Origin of the sequence: Pseudomonas sp. UBA5568 (assembly GCF_002425525.1) — a bacterium.
Taxonomy (GTDB): Bacteria; Pseudomonadota; Gammaproteobacteria; order Pseudomonadales; family Pseudomonadaceae; genus Aquipseudomonas; species Aquipseudomonas fulva.
The window spans coordinates 28,247-44,974 of record NZ_DIMK01000048.1 but is presented as its reverse complement, the minus strand read 5'-3'; the positions used below and the strand labels follow the sequence as shown (position 1 = coordinate 44,974).

Below are 16,728 nucleotides of genomic sequence, written 5' to 3'. Positions count from 1 at the left end.
TCCGATGCGCTCTCTTACCCTCCATCTGAAAGTCCTGATCACCGTCCTGGTGTTGCTGGGCGTAGCGGTCACGGCTTATCAGATCTTCGTACTTGGCATCCCGGTGACCGAGGATGAAACGGACGATCTGTGGAACATCGATGCCAAGATCGAATTTGTGGCCAGCACCAAGGACCCGGTTAAGGTCCAGATGTTCGTGCCGCCCCTGAATCGGGATTATGTGAGCCTCAACGAAAGCTTCATCTCCAACAACTATGGTGTGAGCGTCAACCGCGCCGATGGCAACCGCAAGGTCACCTGGTCCGCTCGGCGCGCCAGCGGCAATCAGACCCTGTACTACCGGCTGGTGCTGACCAAGCGCTACAGCACTGAGAAAGCCAAGGTCAAGGGCCCGACTTTCCGCGACAGCCTTGCAGTAGAAGGCCCTGAGAAAATCGCCGCCGAAGCTTTGATGGCACCGATTCGTCAGCATTCGGCTGATGTCGAGACGTTCGTCAGCGAAACCATCAAGCGCGTCAACAACCTCAACGACGACAACGTCAAGCTGCTGCTGGCAGGCGATACCTCGCCGATGAAGAAAGCGCAGGTCATTGACCTGCTGCTGTCCATCGCTCACGTGCCGATGGAGAAGGTGCACACGATCCGCCTGGTGGCCGACACCCCACAAACCCCGGAACTGTGGTTGCGCAGCTTCAACGGCAATGACTGGCTGTATTTCAACCCCGAAACCGGTGAGCAAGGCCTGCCCAACGATCGGCTGCTGTGGTGGACCGGGGATGACAACCTGATCACGGTCGATGGCGGCAAGCGGGCCAACGTAACCTTCAGCATGAACAACAGCGAGATGAACGCCATCCGCCTGGCCAAGCTGACGGACGAGAACACCGACGCCGACTTCCTCGAATACTCCCTGTACGGGCTGCCACTGCAGACCCAGCAGACCTTCATGATCATGGTCATGATCCCCATCGGCGTGCTGGTGATTCTGGTGCTGCGCAACCTGATCGGCATCCAGACCCTGGGCACTTTCACACCGGTCCTGATCGCCCTGGCCTTCCGCGAAACACAGCTGGGCTTCGGGATCGTGCTGTTCACCGTCATCACCGCGCTTGGGCTATCGCTGCGCTCCTACCTCGAACACCTGAAGCTGCAGATGCTGCCCCGCCTTTCGGTGGTGCTGACATTCGTCGTGGTGTTGATCGCCGCCATCAGCCTGTTCAGCCACAAACTGGGCCTTGAGCGCGGCTTGTCGGTTGCGCTGTTCCCGATGGTGATCCTGACCATGACCATCGAACGCCTGTCGATCACCTGGGAGGAACGCGGCGGCGGTCATGCCATGAAAGTGGCCATCGGCACCTTGTTCGCCGCGTCTCTGGCTCACTTGCTGATGATGGTGCCGGAGCTGGTCTACTTCGTGTTCACCTTCCCGGCCGTACTGTTGATCCTGGTGGGCTTCATGCTGGCAATGGGTCGCTACCGCGGCTACCGCCTGACCGAGCTGGTCCGCTTCAAGGCATTCCTGAAGAAGGCGGACGCCTGATGTTCGGCCTGATCAAGACGTGGAAAGCCCTGGAGGCCCGGGGCATCATGGGTATCAATCGGCGCAATGCAGACTATGTACTCAAGTACAACAAGCGCCACCTGTACCCGATCGTCGACGACAAGATCATCACCAAAGAGCGCGCGCTGGCAGCCGGCATCCACGTGCCGGAAATGTACGGTGTCATCGAGACTGAAAAGCAGATCGAGAAGCTCGACGAGATCATCGGCGGGCGCAGCGACTTCGTGATCAAGCCAGCTCAGGGTGCCGGGGGTGATGGCATCATGGTCATCGCCGACCGTTTCGAAGACCGCTATCGGACGGTGTCCGGCAAGATCATCAGCCATGAAGAAATCGAGCACCAGATTTCCAGCATCCTCACCGGGCTTTACTCGCTCGGCGGCCATCGCGACCGCGCCCTGATCGAGTACAGGGTCACCCCGGACCAGATCTTCAAGAGCATCAGCTATGAAGGCGTGCCGGACATCCGCATCATCGTCCTGATGGGCTACCCGGTCATGGCCATGCTGCGCTTGCCCACGCGCCAGTCCGGCGGCAAGGCCAACCTGCACCAAGGCGCCATCGGCGTAGGCGTGGACCTGGCCACGGGTGTGACGCTGCGAGGTACCTGGCTGAACAACATCATCAGCAAGCACCCCGATACCACCAACGCAGTGGACGGCGTGCAGCTGCCGACTTGGGACGGGTTCATGAAGCTGGCAGCCGGCTGCTATGAGCTGTGCGGCCTGGGCTACATTGGCGTGGACATGGTGCTGGATCAGGAGAAAGGCCCACTGATCCTCGAGCTCAACGCGCGTCCAGGGCTGAACATCCAGATCGCCAACGATTGCGGCCTGACGCAACGCACCCATGCGATCGAGGCGCACCTTGAGGCACTGGCCAAAGAGGGTGTGACCGAAGACGCCGAGCAACGCGTGCGCGTGGCCCAAGGGCTATTCGGCCACAGGCCCGGCCACTGAGAAGGGGGCTGACCACCAGCCCCGGCAAGATGAAGATGGCGAATGTCGCCCTGACGCTAGGCGCAATGCCTGCGCCGGACTACAATCGCCGTCCTCGCTTTTACATCGCCGTCCCTACTGATGCCGACCTGTACGTTGTACGCCCTGCCCTACCAGCCCGACCCGGCTGCCTACTTTTCCTGCCTGCGTGACGCGCCGGGTGCCATTTTGCTCGACAGCGCTCGCCCCGGCGCAGAGCGCGGCCGCTTCGACCTGATAAGCGCGTGGCCCGTGCAGCACCTGCAGGTGCTGGCGGACGAAACGGGGCGCGCCTTCCTGCAACGGTTGCGCGATGCGCTGGCTGCCTTGGGACCTGCACAGCTGCCACCAGAGAGCGAGCTGCCGTTTGCCGGTGGGTTGATCGGTTACCTGAGCTACGATTTTGGACGTCGGCTTGAACACCTGCCGACCCAAGCGGTGGACGNNCGGCCTGCCGGATGCCCAACTGGGCGTGTACGCGTGGGCGCTGGCGACCGATCACGCGACCCGTACTAGCCAACTGGTGTTCCATCCAAGCCTGGGCAGTGAAGAGCGTGAGCGACTGGTGCACCTGTTCGAGGAATGCGAGCCTACGGCCAATGGGGCTTTCAAGCTGCTCGCGCCGATGACCGGGGACCTTGCGCCCGAGCAGTACCATGCAGCCTTCGAGCAGGTTCAACGCTACATCCAGGCAGGTGACTGCTACCAGATCAACCTGACCCAACGGTTTCGCGCTGCTTGCCAAGGCGATCCCTGGCGAGCTTATCAAGCGCTTCGCCAGGCGTGCCCAACACCGTTTTCCGGGTTCCAGCAATTGGCAGATGGCAGCGCCTTGTTGAGCTTCTCGCCTGAGCGTTTCATCCGCGTCAGCAAGGGGCATGTGGAAACCCGTCCGATCAAGGGCACCCGTGCGCGGGGCCTGGATGCTGCCGAGGACGCGCGCAATGCCGAGCAGCTACGGCAAAGCCCCAAGGACCGGTCGGAAAACCTGATGATCGTGGACTTGTTGCGCAATGACCTGGGCCGTACGTGCGAGATTGGCTCTGTCAAAGTGCCTGAGTTGTTCAGCCTGGAAACCTACCCCAATGTGCACCACCTGGTCAGCAGCGTGACGGGGACGCTGGCGGCTGACAAGGACGCACTGGACCTGATCGGCGACAGCTTCCCTGGTGGCTCGATCACCGGCGCGCCCAAGATCCGCGCGATGCAAATCATTGATGAGCTTGAACCCACTCGCAGAGCGCTCTACTGCGGATCGCTGCTGTATGTCGATGTCCGCGGCGAGATGGACAGTTCTATCGCCATCCGCAGCCTGTTGATCAAGGACGGCCAGGTCAGTTGCTGGGGCGGTGGCGCCGTGGTGGCCGACTCTGAATGGCAGGCCGAGTACGAGGAGTCGATTGCCAAGGTGCGGGTGCTGATGCAGACCTTGCAGGCGATCTAAGGCGGTTTTACCCCGTCAACCGCTGGACGCACCTCGGCGCGCCCGCAACCAGGGTAGGTTTTTTGTTACCATTGCCTCACTACGAGCGCCCAGCGCCACAGCCAAGATGGAAACCGCCTGATGAGCCAACCTTTCGACGTCGCTGCCCTGGCAGCGGCTTACGCGGACAAATCCCCACAGGACATTCTAAAGCTCGCCTTTGAGCATTTCGGCGACGACCTGTGGATCTCCTTCAGTGGTGCCGAAGATGTGGTGCTGGTGGACATGGCCTGGAAGCTGAACAAGCAGGTCAAGGTCTTCAGCCTCGACACCGGACGGTTGCATCCAGAGACCTATCGCTTCATCGAGCAGGTGCGCGAGCATTATAACTTGCCCATCGAAATCCTAAGCCCCGACCGCAGCAAGCTCGACCCTTTCGTCAAAGACAAAGGCCTGTTCAGCTTCTACCGTGACGGTCACGGCGAGTGCTGCGGCATACGCAAGATCGAGCCCCTGCGCCGCAAGCTTGCGACCGTCAGCGCCTGGGCGACGGGGCAGCGCCGTGACCAGAGCCCAGGGACGCGCAGCCAGGTGGCAGCCCTTGAGGTCGACACAGGCTTCTCCACCCCGGAGCGCACGCTCTACAAGTTCAACCCCCTCGCGCAGATGACCAGCGAAGAAGTATGGGGCTATATCCGCATGCTTGAGCTGCCCTACAACAGCCTGCATGAGCGCGGTTTCATCAGCATCGGTTGCGAGCCCTGCACGCGCCCTGTGCTACCCAATCAGCACGAGCGCGAAGGTCGCTGGTGGTGGGAGGAATCGACCCAGAAGGAATGCGGCTTGCACGCCGGCAATCTGATTACCAAGGCTTGAAACGCGGGCGGCATCAGTAAAAGGGCCGCTTGACGGCCCTGGCATCCAAGCATCAGTGCACCGGTAGCTCGACACCTTCGAACAGGGCCTCAAGCTCCTGCTTGTTGTGACACTGAATGGCCTTGGCCATCACTTCACGGGTCAGGTGCGGCGCAAACTTCTCGATGAAGTCGCACATGAACCCACGCAGGAAAGTGCCACGCCGGAAGCCGATCTTGGTGATACTGGCCTCGAACAGTTCGCTGGCGTCCAGGGCCACCAGATCACCGTCCAGCTTGGCGTCGACCGCCATGCCCGCAACGATACCCACGCCCAGACCGAGACGGACATACGTCTTGATCACGTCCGCGTCCGCCGCCGTGAACACCACCTTGGGCGTCAAGCCACGGTTGCTGAAGGCTTCATCCAGCTTGGAGCGCCCGGTGAAGCCGAACACATAGGTAACGATGGGGTACTCGGCCACCGCTTCAAGGGTCAGCTTGGGCAGCTTCGCCAATGAGTGGCCCTGTGGAACTACCACGCAACGGTTCCACTTGTAGCACGGCATCATGATCAGGTCGCCGAACAGCTCGAGCGCTTCTGTGGCGATGGCGAAATCCACCGTACCGTCGGCGGCCATCTCGGCGATCTGCATCGGGGAGCCCTGATGCATGTGCAGGGACACTTCCGGGTACTGCTTGATGAAGCCACTGATCACCGGAGGCAAGGCGTAGCGAGCCTGGGTATGAGTAGTGGCGATGGAGAGCGTGCCCTTCTTCTCGTTGGAGAACTCCTGGGCGATCTGCTTGATACTTTCGACCTTGCGCAGGATCTCGCCAGCGGTGTTGATGATGCGCTCTCCAGCCGGGGTGACACGCGTCAGATGCTTGCCGCTGCGAGCAAATACCTCGACGCCCAGTTCGTCTTCGAGCAGGCGAATCTGCTTGCTGATCCCCGGCTGCGAGGTATACAGGCTTTGCGCTGTCGCGGAGACGTTGAGGTCATGGTGCGCTACTTCCCAGATGTAGCGCAGTTGTTGAAGCTTCATAGGTTTCCCTCAGTTCAGCATGGGTCAGCGGCAGCGGGCAGCGACGATATATAACTATATTAGTGGTAATCGCAATAAATCTAGAACTATTTTGTTACACAGCTTGGAATATGCCTACAGCGTAATTCAGGCCTTCCTACGACCTAAATGCTGTGCCAAAGGGACCATGTAGACCGGCACCGGCGAAAGCTGTAGCAGTCTGACCGCGGTCCTACCCAAGGGCACGTCCACGCCGGCCCCGGCGCTGTGGCTGCCGAAGACAAGCAAGTCGGCGCTCAGACGCTGCGCCTGATCCAGGATCACTTGCGCAGGGTCGCCCTGGCGTACGCGTACCGCCTTGAGCACTGCCAGATCGGCTTGCTCCCCCAGCTCTTCTCGAAAATTTTCCAGTACACGCTGCTCGATGTTGGCCATTACCGTGCCTACGCCCTGGCTGTGCAGCTGATCAAGGGTGTGTTCATCCAGGTAACTTTGCAGGAGGGATTCAGCAAACTGGCCCATCGGTTCGACCGCATGAATCACGTACAACTCGGCACCGAATGTGCGCGCCAACGCAAGCGCATGCTGCATCACGAATGGCGCATAGACGCCGAGGTCTGTGGCGTACAGCAGAGAGCGGATCATTCGACCTCCTCGACTGCCATGGCGGCAGGGCAAGCTTGAGCTTAGCAGCGCATCAGCGCCTCGCTTGCCCAGGCTGATGCATGACTGCGCCTAGCGCATGGTCCCTTCACTGCGTTTACCGAGGTACGTCAGCGACTGGTACAACATCTCCATGCGGGGCAAATGGCAACCTGCCGCCTGGACGCGGGCCAGAGGTGCTGCATAGATGGCTTCTATTTCGAGCGGCCGATGGTGAACATGGTCGTGGTACATGCTGGGCCAGTAATCCGGCATGCGCTCGGTCATGCTCAGCAGCTGCTGGGCGTAGCCTGCGGGCATGGCATGACCACAAGTGGCGGCGCCCCCTATCACCTCCTCCATCAAGGCTTGCACCAGCGTGCGAGCATGGCTGTCGCCCAGCAGCTGGGCCGTGCTGGCATCGAGCAGCACTGACAAGCCGTTGAATGGGACGTTCCAGACCAGCTTCTGCCACCGTGCGCCAGCCAGATCAGGCATGCCGACGGCATTCACCCCCGCAGCCTGGAACAATGAAACCCCCTGCTCCACCAGGCGGCGTCCGCCATCGCTACTGGGGCCGCTGTGGTAACCCAGGTTCACGGTGCCTAACGCCTGATGGCGAATCACGCCGGGCGCCTGGCGGTCGGCGCAGACGAAGCACAACCCGCCAAGCAAGTGCATGTCAGCACGAAGCAACGGGCGCAGTTGCGCTTCGACATCCAGTCCGTTCTGCAGCAGGACCACGTTCGCATCCGGTGCAGCGGCCTGCACGATCAGCGGTGCCAGTTGAGGGTTGCCAGTGGCTTAGGCACCTATCAATAGCCAATCGCACGGCGGCATTTGCGCGGCGTCGGCGTAGCAATTCACGTTGCCATGCAGCTGCCCATGGACAGCACTGTGTACGGTCAGCCCATGCTGACGGACCGCTTCGTACTCGCTTCTGAGCAAAAAGTGCACATCGAAGCCGGCCTTTGCCAGCAACAGCCCGTAAAAGCCGCCTATGGCGCCACTGCCGATGATGCCAATCCGGGGGTTGCGCGCGCGCATGCGGTTCTCCTTCTCATGTCAGGCTGTTTTCACACCGGTCAAGCACCTTCGCGCAGGTCAATGTTCGCTGTCCACCCCGCCACCCGGAAAAACCCCGTCTGCGCGGGGCAATGCCCATTGTGGCGCAAACGCTAACGCGCTAAGGTTCGGCTCCCCGCTGCGATTATTCTTGCTGCTGGGCCGCACGGGGATAGCTGGCGGCCGGCACCCGTGACCTGACGAGTAACACGATGGCTGATTTACCGATCGATGACTTGAACGTTGCATCCAACGAGACGCTGATCACCCCCGACCAGCTCAAGAAGGAAATTCCCCTTAGCGCCCAGGCCCTGCAGACCGTGACTGCTGGCCGTGACGTGGTGCGCAATATTCTCGATGGCAAGGATCACCGCCTGTTCGTCGTGGTCGGCCCTTGCTCCATCCACGACATCAAGGCCGCGCATGAGTACGCAGAGCGCCTTAAGGCCCTGGCCGAAGAAGTGTCGGACACGTTGTACCTGGTCATGCGTGTGTATTTCGAGAAGCCGCGTACCACTGTGGGCTGGAAAGGCCTGATCAACGACCCCTATCTGGACGACTCCTTCAAGATTCAGGATGGCTTGCACATCGGTCGCAAGCTGCTGCTGGACCTCGCCGAAATGGGGCTGCCCACAGCCACTGAGGCACTGGACCCGATTTCCCCTCAGTACCTGCAGGACCTGATCAGCTGGTCAGCCATCGGTGCACGTACCACCGAGTCGCAGACCCACCGCGAAATGGCCTCGGGCCTGTCGTCGGCTGTCGGCTTCAAGAACGGTACCGACGGTGGCTTGACCGTCGCCATCAACGCCCTGCAGTCGGTGTCCAAGCCGCACAGGTTCCTTGGGATCAACCAGGAAGGTGGCGTTTCCATCGTGACCACCAAGGGCAACCCCTACGGGCATGTCGTGCTTCGCGGCGGCAATGGTAAACCCAATTACGACTCGGTCAGTGTCGCCCTGTGCGAACAGGACCTGGCCAAGGCCAAGATCAAGGCCAACATCATGGTCGACTGCAGCCATGCCAACTCCAACAAGGATCCGGCATTGCAACCGCTGGTGATGGAAAACGTGGCGAACCAGATTCTGGAGGGCAACCAATCGATTATCGGGTTGATGGTCGAGAGCCATCTGAACTGGGGCTGCCAGTCCATTCCCAAGGACTTGTCGCAGTTGCAGTATGGCGTCTCCGTGACGGACGCCTGCATCGACTGGTCAGCGACTGAGAAGACGTTGCGCAGCATGCGCACGAAGTTGAAGGACGTACTGCCTCAGCGCAATCGCGCCTGAGACCTCAAGGGGCCATCCAGGCCCCGTTGCCCGAAGCAGTGGTCACACCTTGCTGGCGTGACGCTGCTGACGCTCCATGTAACGTTCCACGTACGAGCACGAGGGTATCACCGTGTAGCCCATCTGCTCGGCATACTGCAGCGCGCGCTCGGTCAGGGCAGCGGCGATCCCACGTCCACGCAAGGCGTTGGGTACGAACGTGCGGTAGATGTCCAGCGTCTGCTTACCCAAGTCCATGTAGGTGAGGTAGGCACGATGACCGTCCACGTTGGTCTCGAACTGATGACCCGCCTGGTCATGGTGGATGGTCAGCGCTTCGCTCATCACTACTCCTTGCGGGCCTTTCCGGCAGACCCTTAGCCTGATCGATGGTCAATACCCGGCACACTTGGCACATGCATCATCTATTGCGCGTTGGACCGCTGGACGTCTGCGTTCGTTCGGGCTTTCTGTAAACCCACATACTAGGCGCATACCCATGGATTGCTCAAGTGAAGCGCTTTGAATGAATGCAAGCTACCAACCGCTTACGCTGTTAAGTGTGACGTTAGCTTTGCCGACAAATGATGTACGACTAAGACGCACAAAGACAGTAGAAGTCACCCTTAGTTCAACACGAAAGTTGCCGTTAGTGTCGTGTTGCACCGCTGCCTCGGGGCTGGGAGCCACTGGCCAGTGTGGGCGCAGACACTGCGCACTGTTTTTTTTTGCAGTTCTTGCGTTCAGTCAGTTTACTTACTACAAGTAATGGGTACTATGTACGCCGGCCAGTTTCTCTTTTCTGAGAGATGGCTCATTAATAGAAAGTCCTTGAAGGGGAACACGATGAACAACGTTCTGAAATTCTCTGCTCTGGCTCTGGCCGCAGTTCTGGCTACCGGTTGCAGCAGCGTCTCCAAAGAAACCGAAGCTCGCCTGACTGCAACCGAAGACGCAGCAGCCCGCGCACAAGCTCGTGCCGATGAAGCCTACCGCAAGGCTGACGACGCACTGGCAGCCGCTCAGAAAGCTCAGCAGACCGCTGACGAAGCCAATGAGCGCGCACTGCGCATGCTGGACAAAGCCAGCCGCAAATAATAGTCCTTCGGGGCTGTTATCAAGCCGACCCCCTTGGGGGTCGGCTTTTTTTTGGTTTCGAAATCGCACGTTGGCGCGATGCGCCGCCCAAGACGCCTGGTGCGCCTTGGCAACGCCGTTCGCACAGCGGGTTACTGCATCTCCTCTGGAAGCGTCGAGACCATGGGTGTGGCGCCCTGATTGTCGACGGGCACGGCAATCTCCACCGGCATACCGTCTTCAGCCGCCACGACATCGCGGACCATGTCCCAGTTCATGCGCAGGTTATTGGCCAGGTCTTCGCGCTTGAGCAACGCGTTGATGACCGCCGTATGCTTGTCGACCACCGACGGATTGCCCTGATCATCCAGCGGCGTATGGGCTTCGAGGTATACCTTGCCCCCGCTCATCCCGAACTTGTACGGTTCGTTGATGATGCGAACCGGCGTACCCACTGGCACCATGCCCGACAGTTCCAGCACATTGTTGTTGAGCATGCGGAAGCAGCCATGGCTGGTACGCATGCCAATCCCGAATTTCTTGTTTGAGCCGTGGATCAGATAACCTGGTACGCCCAGGGTGAACTTGAAGGGCCCGAGCGGGTTGTCCGGGCCGGCCGGAACCACGGCAGGCAAGATGTCGCCATCGGCCGCATGTTCGGCCCGAATCGACGCCGGCGGCGTCCAGGTAGGGTTTGGCGTCTTGGCGATGATCTTGGTATTGGCAATTGGCGAGCCCCAGCCTTCGCGACCGATCCCCAGCGGGAAGGTGTGCACGACATTCTCGCCCTTGGGGTAATAATACAAGCGGTATTCGGCAAGGTTGATGACGATACCTTCGCGAGGGCCCGGTGGCAGGATGTAGCGCGTGGGCAAGATGATTTCGGTGCCGGCGCCAGGCAGCCAGGGATCGACGCCCGGGTTGGCGGCGATCATCTCCAGATAGCCCAGATCATTGGCCGTACCGATATCGGCGAATGTATCCTCGTACTTGGCCTTGATCACATGCACCTGACCGACGATGTCGTCCCCAGGTGGCGGCAGTGGCAACTCCAGTGCGACAGTGGGCCCCGCTACCAGCAAGGCGGCCAGGGACAGGCTACGAGTGACGGCGGGAAAGCGCGGCAACATCCGGTAAATCCTTTGGAAGGTGGGACGAAAGCCATGATTGTACACCCCCGCCCCAAGCAGCGGGAGGCACCCGGAGCCCGACACGGTTACAGATGATGAAAGGTGCGCGCCTAGACTGCCTGCAGCTGGGGCCAGATCGGCCGCATGCCCCGCCGTTGCGCGTCCAGAATGGCACGGCACAGCTCGCACAGTCGGGTATCGCGATAGATGGTGCGTGGTACGCCGGACCAGCGAGGGTGCGCGGGCAATAAACCCCCGCACAATGTTCTATCTACCGGCACGCCGAGTTCGAGCTGCCGCGCGACCAGGTGAACGCGACTTTCCTGGCAGGCGAACAGGTCAAGCTGTTCGTCGGGCTCGATCAATTGGTAGGCGAAAAGGGACCAGGCAGGGCGCGGCATCGGGGGTACTCGGAACGGGGGGCGCAACATTAGCCCAAACCCGCCCCCGTTTAAAGCGTCAGAGCAACGGTTTAAGCACCGGCCAGGCATTTTCCAGCAGCCGCTGCTGGGCGCCCTGGGCGGGATGGATGCCGTCGGCCTGCATCAACTCAGGAACGCCCCCTACCCCTTCCAGGAAAAAGGGCACCAGGGCCACCTGCTTGTCCTTGGCCAGCTCCTCGTACACCTTGGCAAAGGCCGTGGTATAGCGAACACCATAGTTGGGAGGCAGCTGCATGCCCAACAGCAGCACCTTGGCACCTGCCTGGCGCGACTGATCGACCATTGAGGCAAGGTTTTGTCGCAATTGCGCTGGCGGCTGCCCGCGCAACCCATCGTTGCCTCCCAACTCCAGCACCACCACCGCCGGCTTGTGCGCCGCCAGCAACGCAGGCAGCCGCGCTTGCCCGCCGGCGCTGGTGTCGCCACTGATCGACGCGTTGACCACTTTGTCGTCGAAACCTTCCTGGCGCAGGCGGGTCTGCAACAAGGATGCCCACCCGTAGCGGGTATCCAGGCCAAAACCTGCGCTGATACTATCACCGACAATCAGCACCGTTCCCGCAGTCGCGCTCTGGGCCAGGCAATACAGGGCCAGGCCGGCACTCATCAACCACATTCGCATCGGATTCTCCATGGGCCCCAGCATGCTCGTTGCGCAGCACCTTAGCAAAGTGGTCACCAGCGCGGAAGGTGAACTCACCATCCTGCACCCCCTATCGCTGGAGCTGGCCGCGGGGGACAGCCTTGCCATCGTCGGCGCCTCAGGTTCAGGCAAGTCGACCCTGCTTGGGCTGCTGGCCGGGCTTGATCAGCCCAGCGAAGGTTCGGTGACGCTCGCCGGGCACGACCTTGGCGCGCTCGATGAGGACCAGCGGGCGCGCATCCGGGCCGAGCACGTGGGCTTCGTGTTCCAGTCGTTCCAGTTGCTCGACAGCCTCAATGCACTGGAAAACGTGATGTTGCCGCTGGAACTGCATGGCCGCGCAGACGCGCGCGATCACGCGCGCGCTTTGCTCGAACGCGTAGGCCTAGGGCAACGGCTGAGCCATACGCCGCGGCAACTGTCGGGCGGTGAGCAACAGCGGGTGGCCCTAGCCCGAGCCTTCGCCGCTCAGCCCGCCGTGCTGTTTGCCGACGAACCGACGGGCAACCTCGACAGCCACACGGGCGAGCGTATCAGCGACCTGCTGTTCGAGTTGAATCAGGAGCGCGGAACCACGTTGGTCCTGGTAACCCACGACGAGCGACTGGCGCACCGTTGTCACCGTCATATCCGCCTGGACGCGGGCCAGTTGGTCAGCCCCCTGGAGGCCGGATGAAGGGCATGCCGGCGTCGCGCCTGCTGGGGCTGGCCTGGCGGCAGCTGCTGCGTGATCTCAGGGCCAGTGAAGTTCGGGTGTTGTTCTTCTCGCTCCTGGTCGCCGTAGCGGCCAGTACTGCCATCGGGTATTTTGGCGCACGGCTCAATGGCGCCATGCAATTGCGCGCCAGTGAGTTTCTGGGCGCCGACCTGGTGCTGCAAGGCAGCGCCCCAGCGGCGGCGTCACAAATTACGGTAGGCAAGGCCTTGGGGCTGCATCACGCCCAAGTGGTCGAATTCACCAGCGTGGTCGGCGCAGATAACGGTATCCAGCTCGCGGGGGTAAAGGCCGCCGATAACGCCTATCCACTGCGTGGCCAGGTGCGCAGCGCCGCCGAGCCTTATGCCGAGGAAAACCCAGGCGGCGGGCCGGCAGCCGGCGAGGTGTGGGTAGAGCCCCGGCTGCTGGCGGCATTGGGTATGAACATCGGCGACAGCATCGATGTGGGCATGAAGACCCTGCGCATGAGCCGCGTGCTGACCTATGAACCGGATCGGGCGAACAACTTCTACAGCCTGACCCCACGGGTGATGATGAACCTGGCGGACCTGCCGGCGACCGGTGTGATACAACCCGGCAGCCGCGTGACTTACCGTGACCTGTGGAGCGGCCCTGCCGCGGCATTGGCGCAATACCGTGCCAGCGTCGATAACACGCTTTCGGCCAGCCAGCGGTTGCGCGACACCCGCGATGGCAACCAGCAAATCGGCGGCGCACTGGGCAAAGCCGAGCGCTACCTGAACCTTGCCAGCCTCGTTGCAGTATTGCTGGCCGGTGTCGCCGTGGCGCTGTCTGCCAGCCGCTATGCCGCCAGGCGCCTGGACGCCAGCGCCCTGCTTCGTTGCCTGGGACTGTCGCGGCGCCAGGCACTGCTCCTGTACAGTTTGCAGCTGGCCATGCTCGGGTTTGCAGCGGCGATCGTGGGGGCCGCAGTAGGCTGGCTCGCGCAGCTGGGTTTGTTCGAGCTGCTGCACGGATTACTGCCCAGCGACGTACCGCCAGGCAGCCTGTGGCCGGCCTTGGCTGGAATCGCCACGGGCCTGGTCGCGCTGACAGGCTTTGCCCTGCCGCCGATTGCAGCTTTGGGTAAAGTGCCCCCGTTGCGGGTGTTGCGTCGTGACTTGCTCCCTGTCCCTCCCAGCAGCTGGCTGGTCTACGGTGCAGCCTTGTTCGCCCTGGGTCTTATCATGTGGCGGCTAAGCCTTGACCTGCTGCTGACCTTCGCACTCCTGGCAGGTGGCCTGGCGGCGGCCCTGGTCCTGGGCGGGTTGCTGTGGCTGGGTTTGCGTAGTCTGCGTCGGCTCCTGTCAGGGGCGCCGTTGGCCTGGCGGCTAGGGCTGGGCCAGCTGCTTCGCCACCCCACGGCCGCCGCTGGGCAGGCCCTGGCCTTCGGGCTGATCCTGCTGGCCATGGGCCTGGTCGCGCTGCTGCGTGCAGAGCTGCTCGACACCTGGCAGGCACAGCTGCCTGAAGACGCCCCGAATTATTTCGCACTCAATATTCTGCCTGACGATCAGGATCGCTTCGCCCAACAGCTCAAACAGATCAACGCCGCTGCTGCTCCTCTGTACCCGGTCACCCCGGGGCGGCTGATCGAGATCAACCAGCAGCCCGTTCAACAGATCGTCACGAAGGACTCCGCAGGCGAACGCGCCGTGCAACGTGACCTGAGCCTGACGTGGGCGGCGCAGTTGCCTGACGGCAACCAATTGACCGGTGGCCATTGGTGGCAAGGGTCACCAACCGATGTCGAGGTACCTGGCGTATCGGTAGAGGCCCAGCTCGCCGAAAGTCTTCAGCTGAAGTTGGGCGACACACTCACGTTCGATATTGGTGGCCAGCAACGTCAGGCCAAGGTGATCAGCCTGCGCAGCGTGCATTGGGACAGCTTCCAGCCCAACTTCTACATGATCTTCCAACCCGGCACATTGCAAGGGCTGCCTACGACCTATCTGACGAGTTTTTACCTCGCCCCCGGGCATGATCAGGAGATCGTCGCCCTGTCACGCGCATTTCCTGCGGTGACCATCCTCCAGGTCGATGCATTGCTCGCCCAATTGCGCAGCATACTTGCCCAGGTCACGCTGGCAGTAGAGTATGTGCTGCTGTTCGTACTGGCCGCGGGATTGGCCGTTTTGTTCGCAGGCCTTCAAGCCACCTTGGATGAGCGCATTCGCCAAGGTGCGCTCTTGCGTGCCCTGGGAGCCCAACGCCAGTTGCTGGTCAAGACACGGCGCATCGAATTCGGCTTGCTGGGGGCTTTGAGCGGTTTGCTGGCGGCGCTAGGGTGCGAGCTGATTACCTTGGTGTTGTATCACTACGCTTTCGCACTGCCCTGGAGCCCGCACCCGTGGTTGCTGCTCATGCCCGTCGCAGGCGCGCTGTTGGTAGGCTGCGCGGGTGTGCTCGGCACTCGCCGCGCACTTGATGCCTCACCGCTCACCGTCCTGCGTGAAGGGTGAAGCCAAGGCGGTCCTGCGTGACTCGGGACCGTCTTGCCGACGTGCCAGGCTTACGGCGAGCAGCTGCCCTGGCCGTGCTTCTCCAAATACCGCTGCTGGTCTTGGTCAGCCACCTGAAGGTGCGATGCGCTCTGGCTCGATCCCGATGTGTTCATGAAGTTGTTCGATATGCTCAGGGCGGATACCGCAGCACCCGCCTATGATCGTGGCGCAGGGGAAAGGCGCCACAGCATAACTGTTGGCCGTCACGATCCGCGCCGGCGCTTATGAACATCTAATGCGCCTGGAGCACGTGCTCTGGGGGCTCGATCAGCCCAAACGCCAACCGTTCCGGCTGCCTGAAGGGGGTTCCGCTGCGCTTGAGCACCTGCTCCGTTCCACCGTCAAGCAGGTGATTGCGATAAGCCATTTGCATTGGTGACAAGCGCCGAGGGCGAAGGTCGCCAAGCCTGACGCACCTGGCGCCTGCGGGTTGGAGAAGCCTCGCAGATCACCAGGCTGTCGAACGAGTACCACGCCTGTGAAACGGCGGTGAACGGTTGGCTGAAAAAGCGTTGAAAAACTACGCGGCCTTGCAACCCAGGCTGCGCATCAGATCGCGGGTTGCGTCGAGAAAGACCTCGTTGATCGCCTCGGCACACTCTGGCGTCAAGCGGCTTGAAGGGCCTGACAGCACCAATGCCCCGACCAGTTCATCGCCTGCCCCGTAGACGGGAAAGGCTACCGAAGCCGCATGCGGGTCCGTGGCCCCCATCGAGAAGAACGGCTTCTGCATGGTGATGCCGCTGGCAAACGGTGTACGCAAGGCCTGGGCGCCGGCAGCATCGTCCATCGGACGCATATCGCCAGGTTGAACGTGCATGCGTAGGCGATGGGGGGAGTTCACCCGGTACTGACACATGCGGTAGGCGCCGTGGCGCACGTAGAACGACGCGGTTTCACCCGTACGCTCGGCCAGAAGGTGCAGCCTGGGCATCACGTGCCGCTCCAGATCGATACCCTCTTCGTACACGGCGTTAAGCCGCATCACTTCACTGGCCAGCTGGTAGCGACCGTCGGCCATGCGGTTGACATAGCCGTGATTCTCAAGCGAAACCATCAGGCGCATGATGGTACTTTTGATCAGCCCGGTACGCTCGACGAGCTCGACGAGCGTCAGCGCCGTGTCCCCCACCTGAAACGCAGAAAGTACCGTCAGCACGCGGTCGGCCGAAGCCACTCCATTGACCGCGGGACGCGGCCGGACATTTACCATCGAGAGTTCCTCACCTGTGAATGATGCAAGTCATTGTCGGCATTGAAAGCGCCCATTATCTGGCAATGCCCTGACGACCGCCATCACAGCTGACCACATCGATTGGGTGGTTGCGCAATCTGCAGCCAGTCGTCCGGGGCTTCTTGCAAGCATGCGGACGCACCATGAACTCGGCCAAGGCC

The 16,728-nt window shown here is 61.4% G+C and carries 15 protein-coding genes and 2 pseudogenes; 8 read left to right on the top strand and 9 right to left on the bottom strand.

Annotated features, from left to right (window positions below; all coding sequences use genetic code 11):
- The first annotated feature begins 4 nt into the window (after window positions 1-4).
- The 4 genes and pseudogenes from B2S33_RS15110 (at window position 5) to B2S33_RS15095 (ending at window position 4,837) form a co-directional block, all read left to right on the top strand.
- Window positions 5-1,540, top strand: coding sequence for an inactive transglutaminase family protein (locus B2S33_RS15110; RefSeq protein WP_027914607.1), 1,536 nt, complete (start codon window positions 5-7; stop codon window positions 1,538-1,540).
- Window positions 1,540-2,520, top strand: coding sequence for an alpha-L-glutamate ligase-like protein (locus B2S33_RS15105; RefSeq protein ID WP_023536214.1), 981 nt, complete (start codon window positions 1,540-1,542; stop codon window positions 2,518-2,520). Before B2S33_RS15110 ends, B2S33_RS15105 begins: the two co-directional genes overlap by 1 nt.
- Before the next feature lie 120 nt (window positions 2,521-2,640).
- Window positions 2,641-3,982: pseudogene (pabB, locus tag B2S33_RS15100) on the top strand (aminodeoxychorismate synthase component I).
- A 120-nt stretch (window positions 3,983-4,102) separates the two neighbouring features.
- Window positions 4,103-4,837, top strand: coding sequence for a phosphoadenylyl-sulfate reductase (locus tag B2S33_RS15095; RefSeq protein ID WP_027914605.1), 735 nt, complete (start codon window positions 4,103-4,105; stop codon window positions 4,835-4,837).
- 52 nt (window positions 4,838-4,889) lie between these two features.
- Here the strand turns inward: B2S33_RS15095 and cysB are convergent, their stop codons facing one another.
- From cysB to B2S33_RS15080, 3 genes and pseudogenes are all read right to left on the bottom strand, one after another.
- Complete coding sequence (gene cysB / locus B2S33_RS15090; RefSeq protein WP_288650584.1) at window positions 4,890-5,864, bottom strand: HTH-type transcriptional regulator CysB; 975 nt, start codon at window positions 5,862-5,864, stop codon at window positions 4,890-4,892.
- 126 nt (window positions 5,865-5,990) lie between these two features.
- Complete coding sequence (locus B2S33_RS15085) at window positions 5,991-6,488, bottom strand: universal stress protein (RefSeq protein WP_104926060.1); 498 nt, start codon at window positions 6,486-6,488, stop codon at window positions 5,991-5,993.
- A gap of 90 nt (window positions 6,489-6,578) precedes the next feature.
- A pseudogene (locus B2S33_RS15080) lies at window positions 6,579-7,532 on the bottom strand (putative 2-dehydropantoate 2-reductase).
- A gap of 230 nt (window positions 7,533-7,762) precedes the next feature.
- Between B2S33_RS15080 and B2S33_RS15075 the strand changes: the two are divergent.
- Window positions 7,763-8,839 carry a 3-deoxy-7-phosphoheptulonate synthase gene (locus tag B2S33_RS15075; RefSeq protein WP_027914602.1) on the top strand — a complete coding sequence of 359 codons (1,077 nt, stop codon included), beginning with the start codon at window positions 7,763-7,765 and terminating at the stop codon, window positions 8,837-8,839.
- A 42-nt stretch (window positions 8,840-8,881) separates the two neighbouring features.
- On the opposite strand, the gene B2S33_RS15070 is transcribed toward B2S33_RS15075, so the two are convergent.
- Window positions 8,882-9,163: a GNAT family N-acetyltransferase gene (locus B2S33_RS15070; protein WP_023536046.1), complete on the bottom strand. Its 282-nt coding sequence runs from the start codon at window positions 9,161-9,163 to the stop codon at window positions 8,882-8,884.
- A 501-nt stretch (window positions 9,164-9,664) separates the two neighbouring features.
- On the opposite strand from B2S33_RS15070, the gene oprI reads away from it, so the two are divergent.
- Window positions 9,665-9,916, top strand: a complete 252-nt coding sequence (gene oprI / locus B2S33_RS15065; protein WP_003259780.1) for an outer membrane lipoprotei OprI — start codon at window positions 9,665-9,667, stop codon at window positions 9,914-9,916.
- A gap of 131 nt (window positions 9,917-10,047) precedes the next feature.
- Here oprI and B2S33_RS15060 read toward each other — a convergent pair whose 3' ends face one another.
- From B2S33_RS15060 to B2S33_RS15050, 3 genes are all read right to left on the bottom strand, one after another.
- Complete coding sequence (locus tag B2S33_RS15060; RefSeq protein ID WP_288501212.1) at window positions 10,048-11,025, bottom strand: L,D-transpeptidase family protein; 978 nt, start codon at window positions 11,023-11,025, stop codon at window positions 10,048-10,050.
- A 110-nt stretch (window positions 11,026-11,135) separates the two neighbouring features.
- Complete coding sequence (locus B2S33_RS15055) at window positions 11,136-11,426, bottom strand: hypothetical protein (protein WP_027914600.1); 291 nt, start codon at window positions 11,424-11,426, stop codon at window positions 11,136-11,138.
- Between the two features lie 58 nt (window positions 11,427-11,484).
- Window positions 11,485-12,090, bottom strand: a complete 606-nt coding sequence (locus B2S33_RS15050) for an arylesterase (protein WP_027914599.1) — start codon at window positions 12,088-12,090, stop codon at window positions 11,485-11,487.
- A gap of 10 nt (window positions 12,091-12,100) precedes the next feature.
- On the opposite strand from B2S33_RS15050, the gene B2S33_RS15045 reads away from it, so the two are divergent.
- On the top strand, window positions 12,101-12,787 hold the full coding sequence (locus B2S33_RS15045) for an ABC transporter ATP-binding protein (RefSeq protein WP_028686934.1): 687 nt from the start codon (window positions 12,101-12,103) through the stop codon (window positions 12,785-12,787).
- Entirely contained in the window at window positions 12,784-15,291 is a 2,508-nt protein-coding gene (locus tag B2S33_RS15040; protein WP_236165527.1) for an ABC transporter permease, read from the top strand. The genes B2S33_RS15045 and B2S33_RS15040 overlap by 4 nt, the downstream gene beginning before the upstream one ends.
- 105 nt (window positions 15,292-15,396) lie before the next feature.
- Here the strand turns inward: B2S33_RS15040 and B2S33_RS21680 are convergent, their stop codons facing one another.
- Together B2S33_RS21680 and B2S33_RS15035 are read right to left on the bottom strand one after the other, a co-directional pair.
- Window positions 15,397-15,519, bottom strand: coding sequence for a homocysteine S-methyltransferase family protein (locus tag B2S33_RS21680; RefSeq protein WP_373456156.1), 123 nt, complete (start codon window positions 15,517-15,519; stop codon window positions 15,397-15,399).
- A gap of 334 nt (window positions 15,520-15,853) precedes the next feature.
- Window positions 15,854-16,546 carry an IclR family transcriptional regulator gene (locus B2S33_RS15035; RefSeq protein WP_027914595.1) on the bottom strand — a complete coding sequence of 231 codons (693 nt, stop codon included), beginning with the start codon at window positions 16,544-16,546 and terminating at the stop codon, window positions 15,854-15,856.
- Window positions 16,547-16,728: the final 182 nt, after the last annotated feature.

Excerpts from the sequence above, each read along its gene's own strand:
- B2S33_RS15110 (WP_027914607.1), top strand. The coding sequence starts at position 5 with ATGCGCTCTCTTACCCTCCATCTGAAAGTCCTGATCACCGTCCTGGTG.
- B2S33_RS15105 (WP_023536214.1), top strand. The coding sequence starts at position 1,540 with ATGTTCGGCCTGATCAAGACGTGGAAAGCCCTGGAGGCCCGGGGCATC.
- B2S33_RS15095 (WP_027914605.1), top strand. The coding sequence starts at position 4,103 with ATGAGCCAACCTTTCGACGTCGCTGCCCTGGCAGCGGCTTACGCGGAC.
- cysB (WP_288650584.1), bottom strand. The coding sequence starts at position 5,864 with ATGAAGCTTCAACAACTGCGCTACATCTGGGAAGTAGCGCACCATGAC.
- B2S33_RS15085 (WP_104926060.1), bottom strand. The coding sequence starts at position 6,488 with ATGATCCGCTCTCTGCTGTACGCCACAGACCTCGGCGTCTATGCGCCA.
- B2S33_RS15075 (WP_027914602.1), top strand. The coding sequence starts at position 7,763 with ATGGCTGATTTACCGATCGATGACTTGAACGTTGCATCCAACGAGACG.
- B2S33_RS15070 (WP_023536046.1), bottom strand. The coding sequence starts at position 9,163 with ATGAGCGAAGCGCTGACCATCCACCATGACCAGGCGGGTCATCAGTTC.
- oprI (WP_003259780.1), top strand. The coding sequence starts at position 9,665 with ATGAACAACGTTCTGAAATTCTCTGCTCTGGCTCTGGCCGCAGTTCTG.
- B2S33_RS15060 (WP_288501212.1), bottom strand. The coding sequence starts at position 11,025 with ATGTTGCCGCGCTTTCCCGCCGTCACTCGTAGCCTGTCCCTGGCCGCC.
- B2S33_RS15055 (WP_027914600.1), bottom strand. The coding sequence starts at position 11,426 with ATGCCGCGCCCTGCCTGGTCCCTTTTCGCCTACCAATTGATCGAGCCC.
- B2S33_RS15050 (WP_027914599.1), bottom strand. The coding sequence starts at position 12,090 with ATGCGAATGTGGTTGATGAGTGCCGGCCTGGCCCTGTATTGCCTGGCC.
- B2S33_RS15045 (WP_028686934.1), top strand. The coding sequence starts at position 12,101 with ATGGGCCCCAGCATGCTCGTTGCGCAGCACCTTAGCAAAGTGGTCACC.
- B2S33_RS15040 (WP_236165527.1), top strand. The coding sequence starts at position 12,784 with ATGAAGGGCATGCCGGCGTCGCGCCTGCTGGGGCTGGCCTGGCGGCAG.
- B2S33_RS15035 (WP_027914595.1), bottom strand. The coding sequence starts at position 16,546 with ATGGTAAATGTCCGGCCGCGTCCCGCGGTCAATGGAGTGGCTTCGGCC.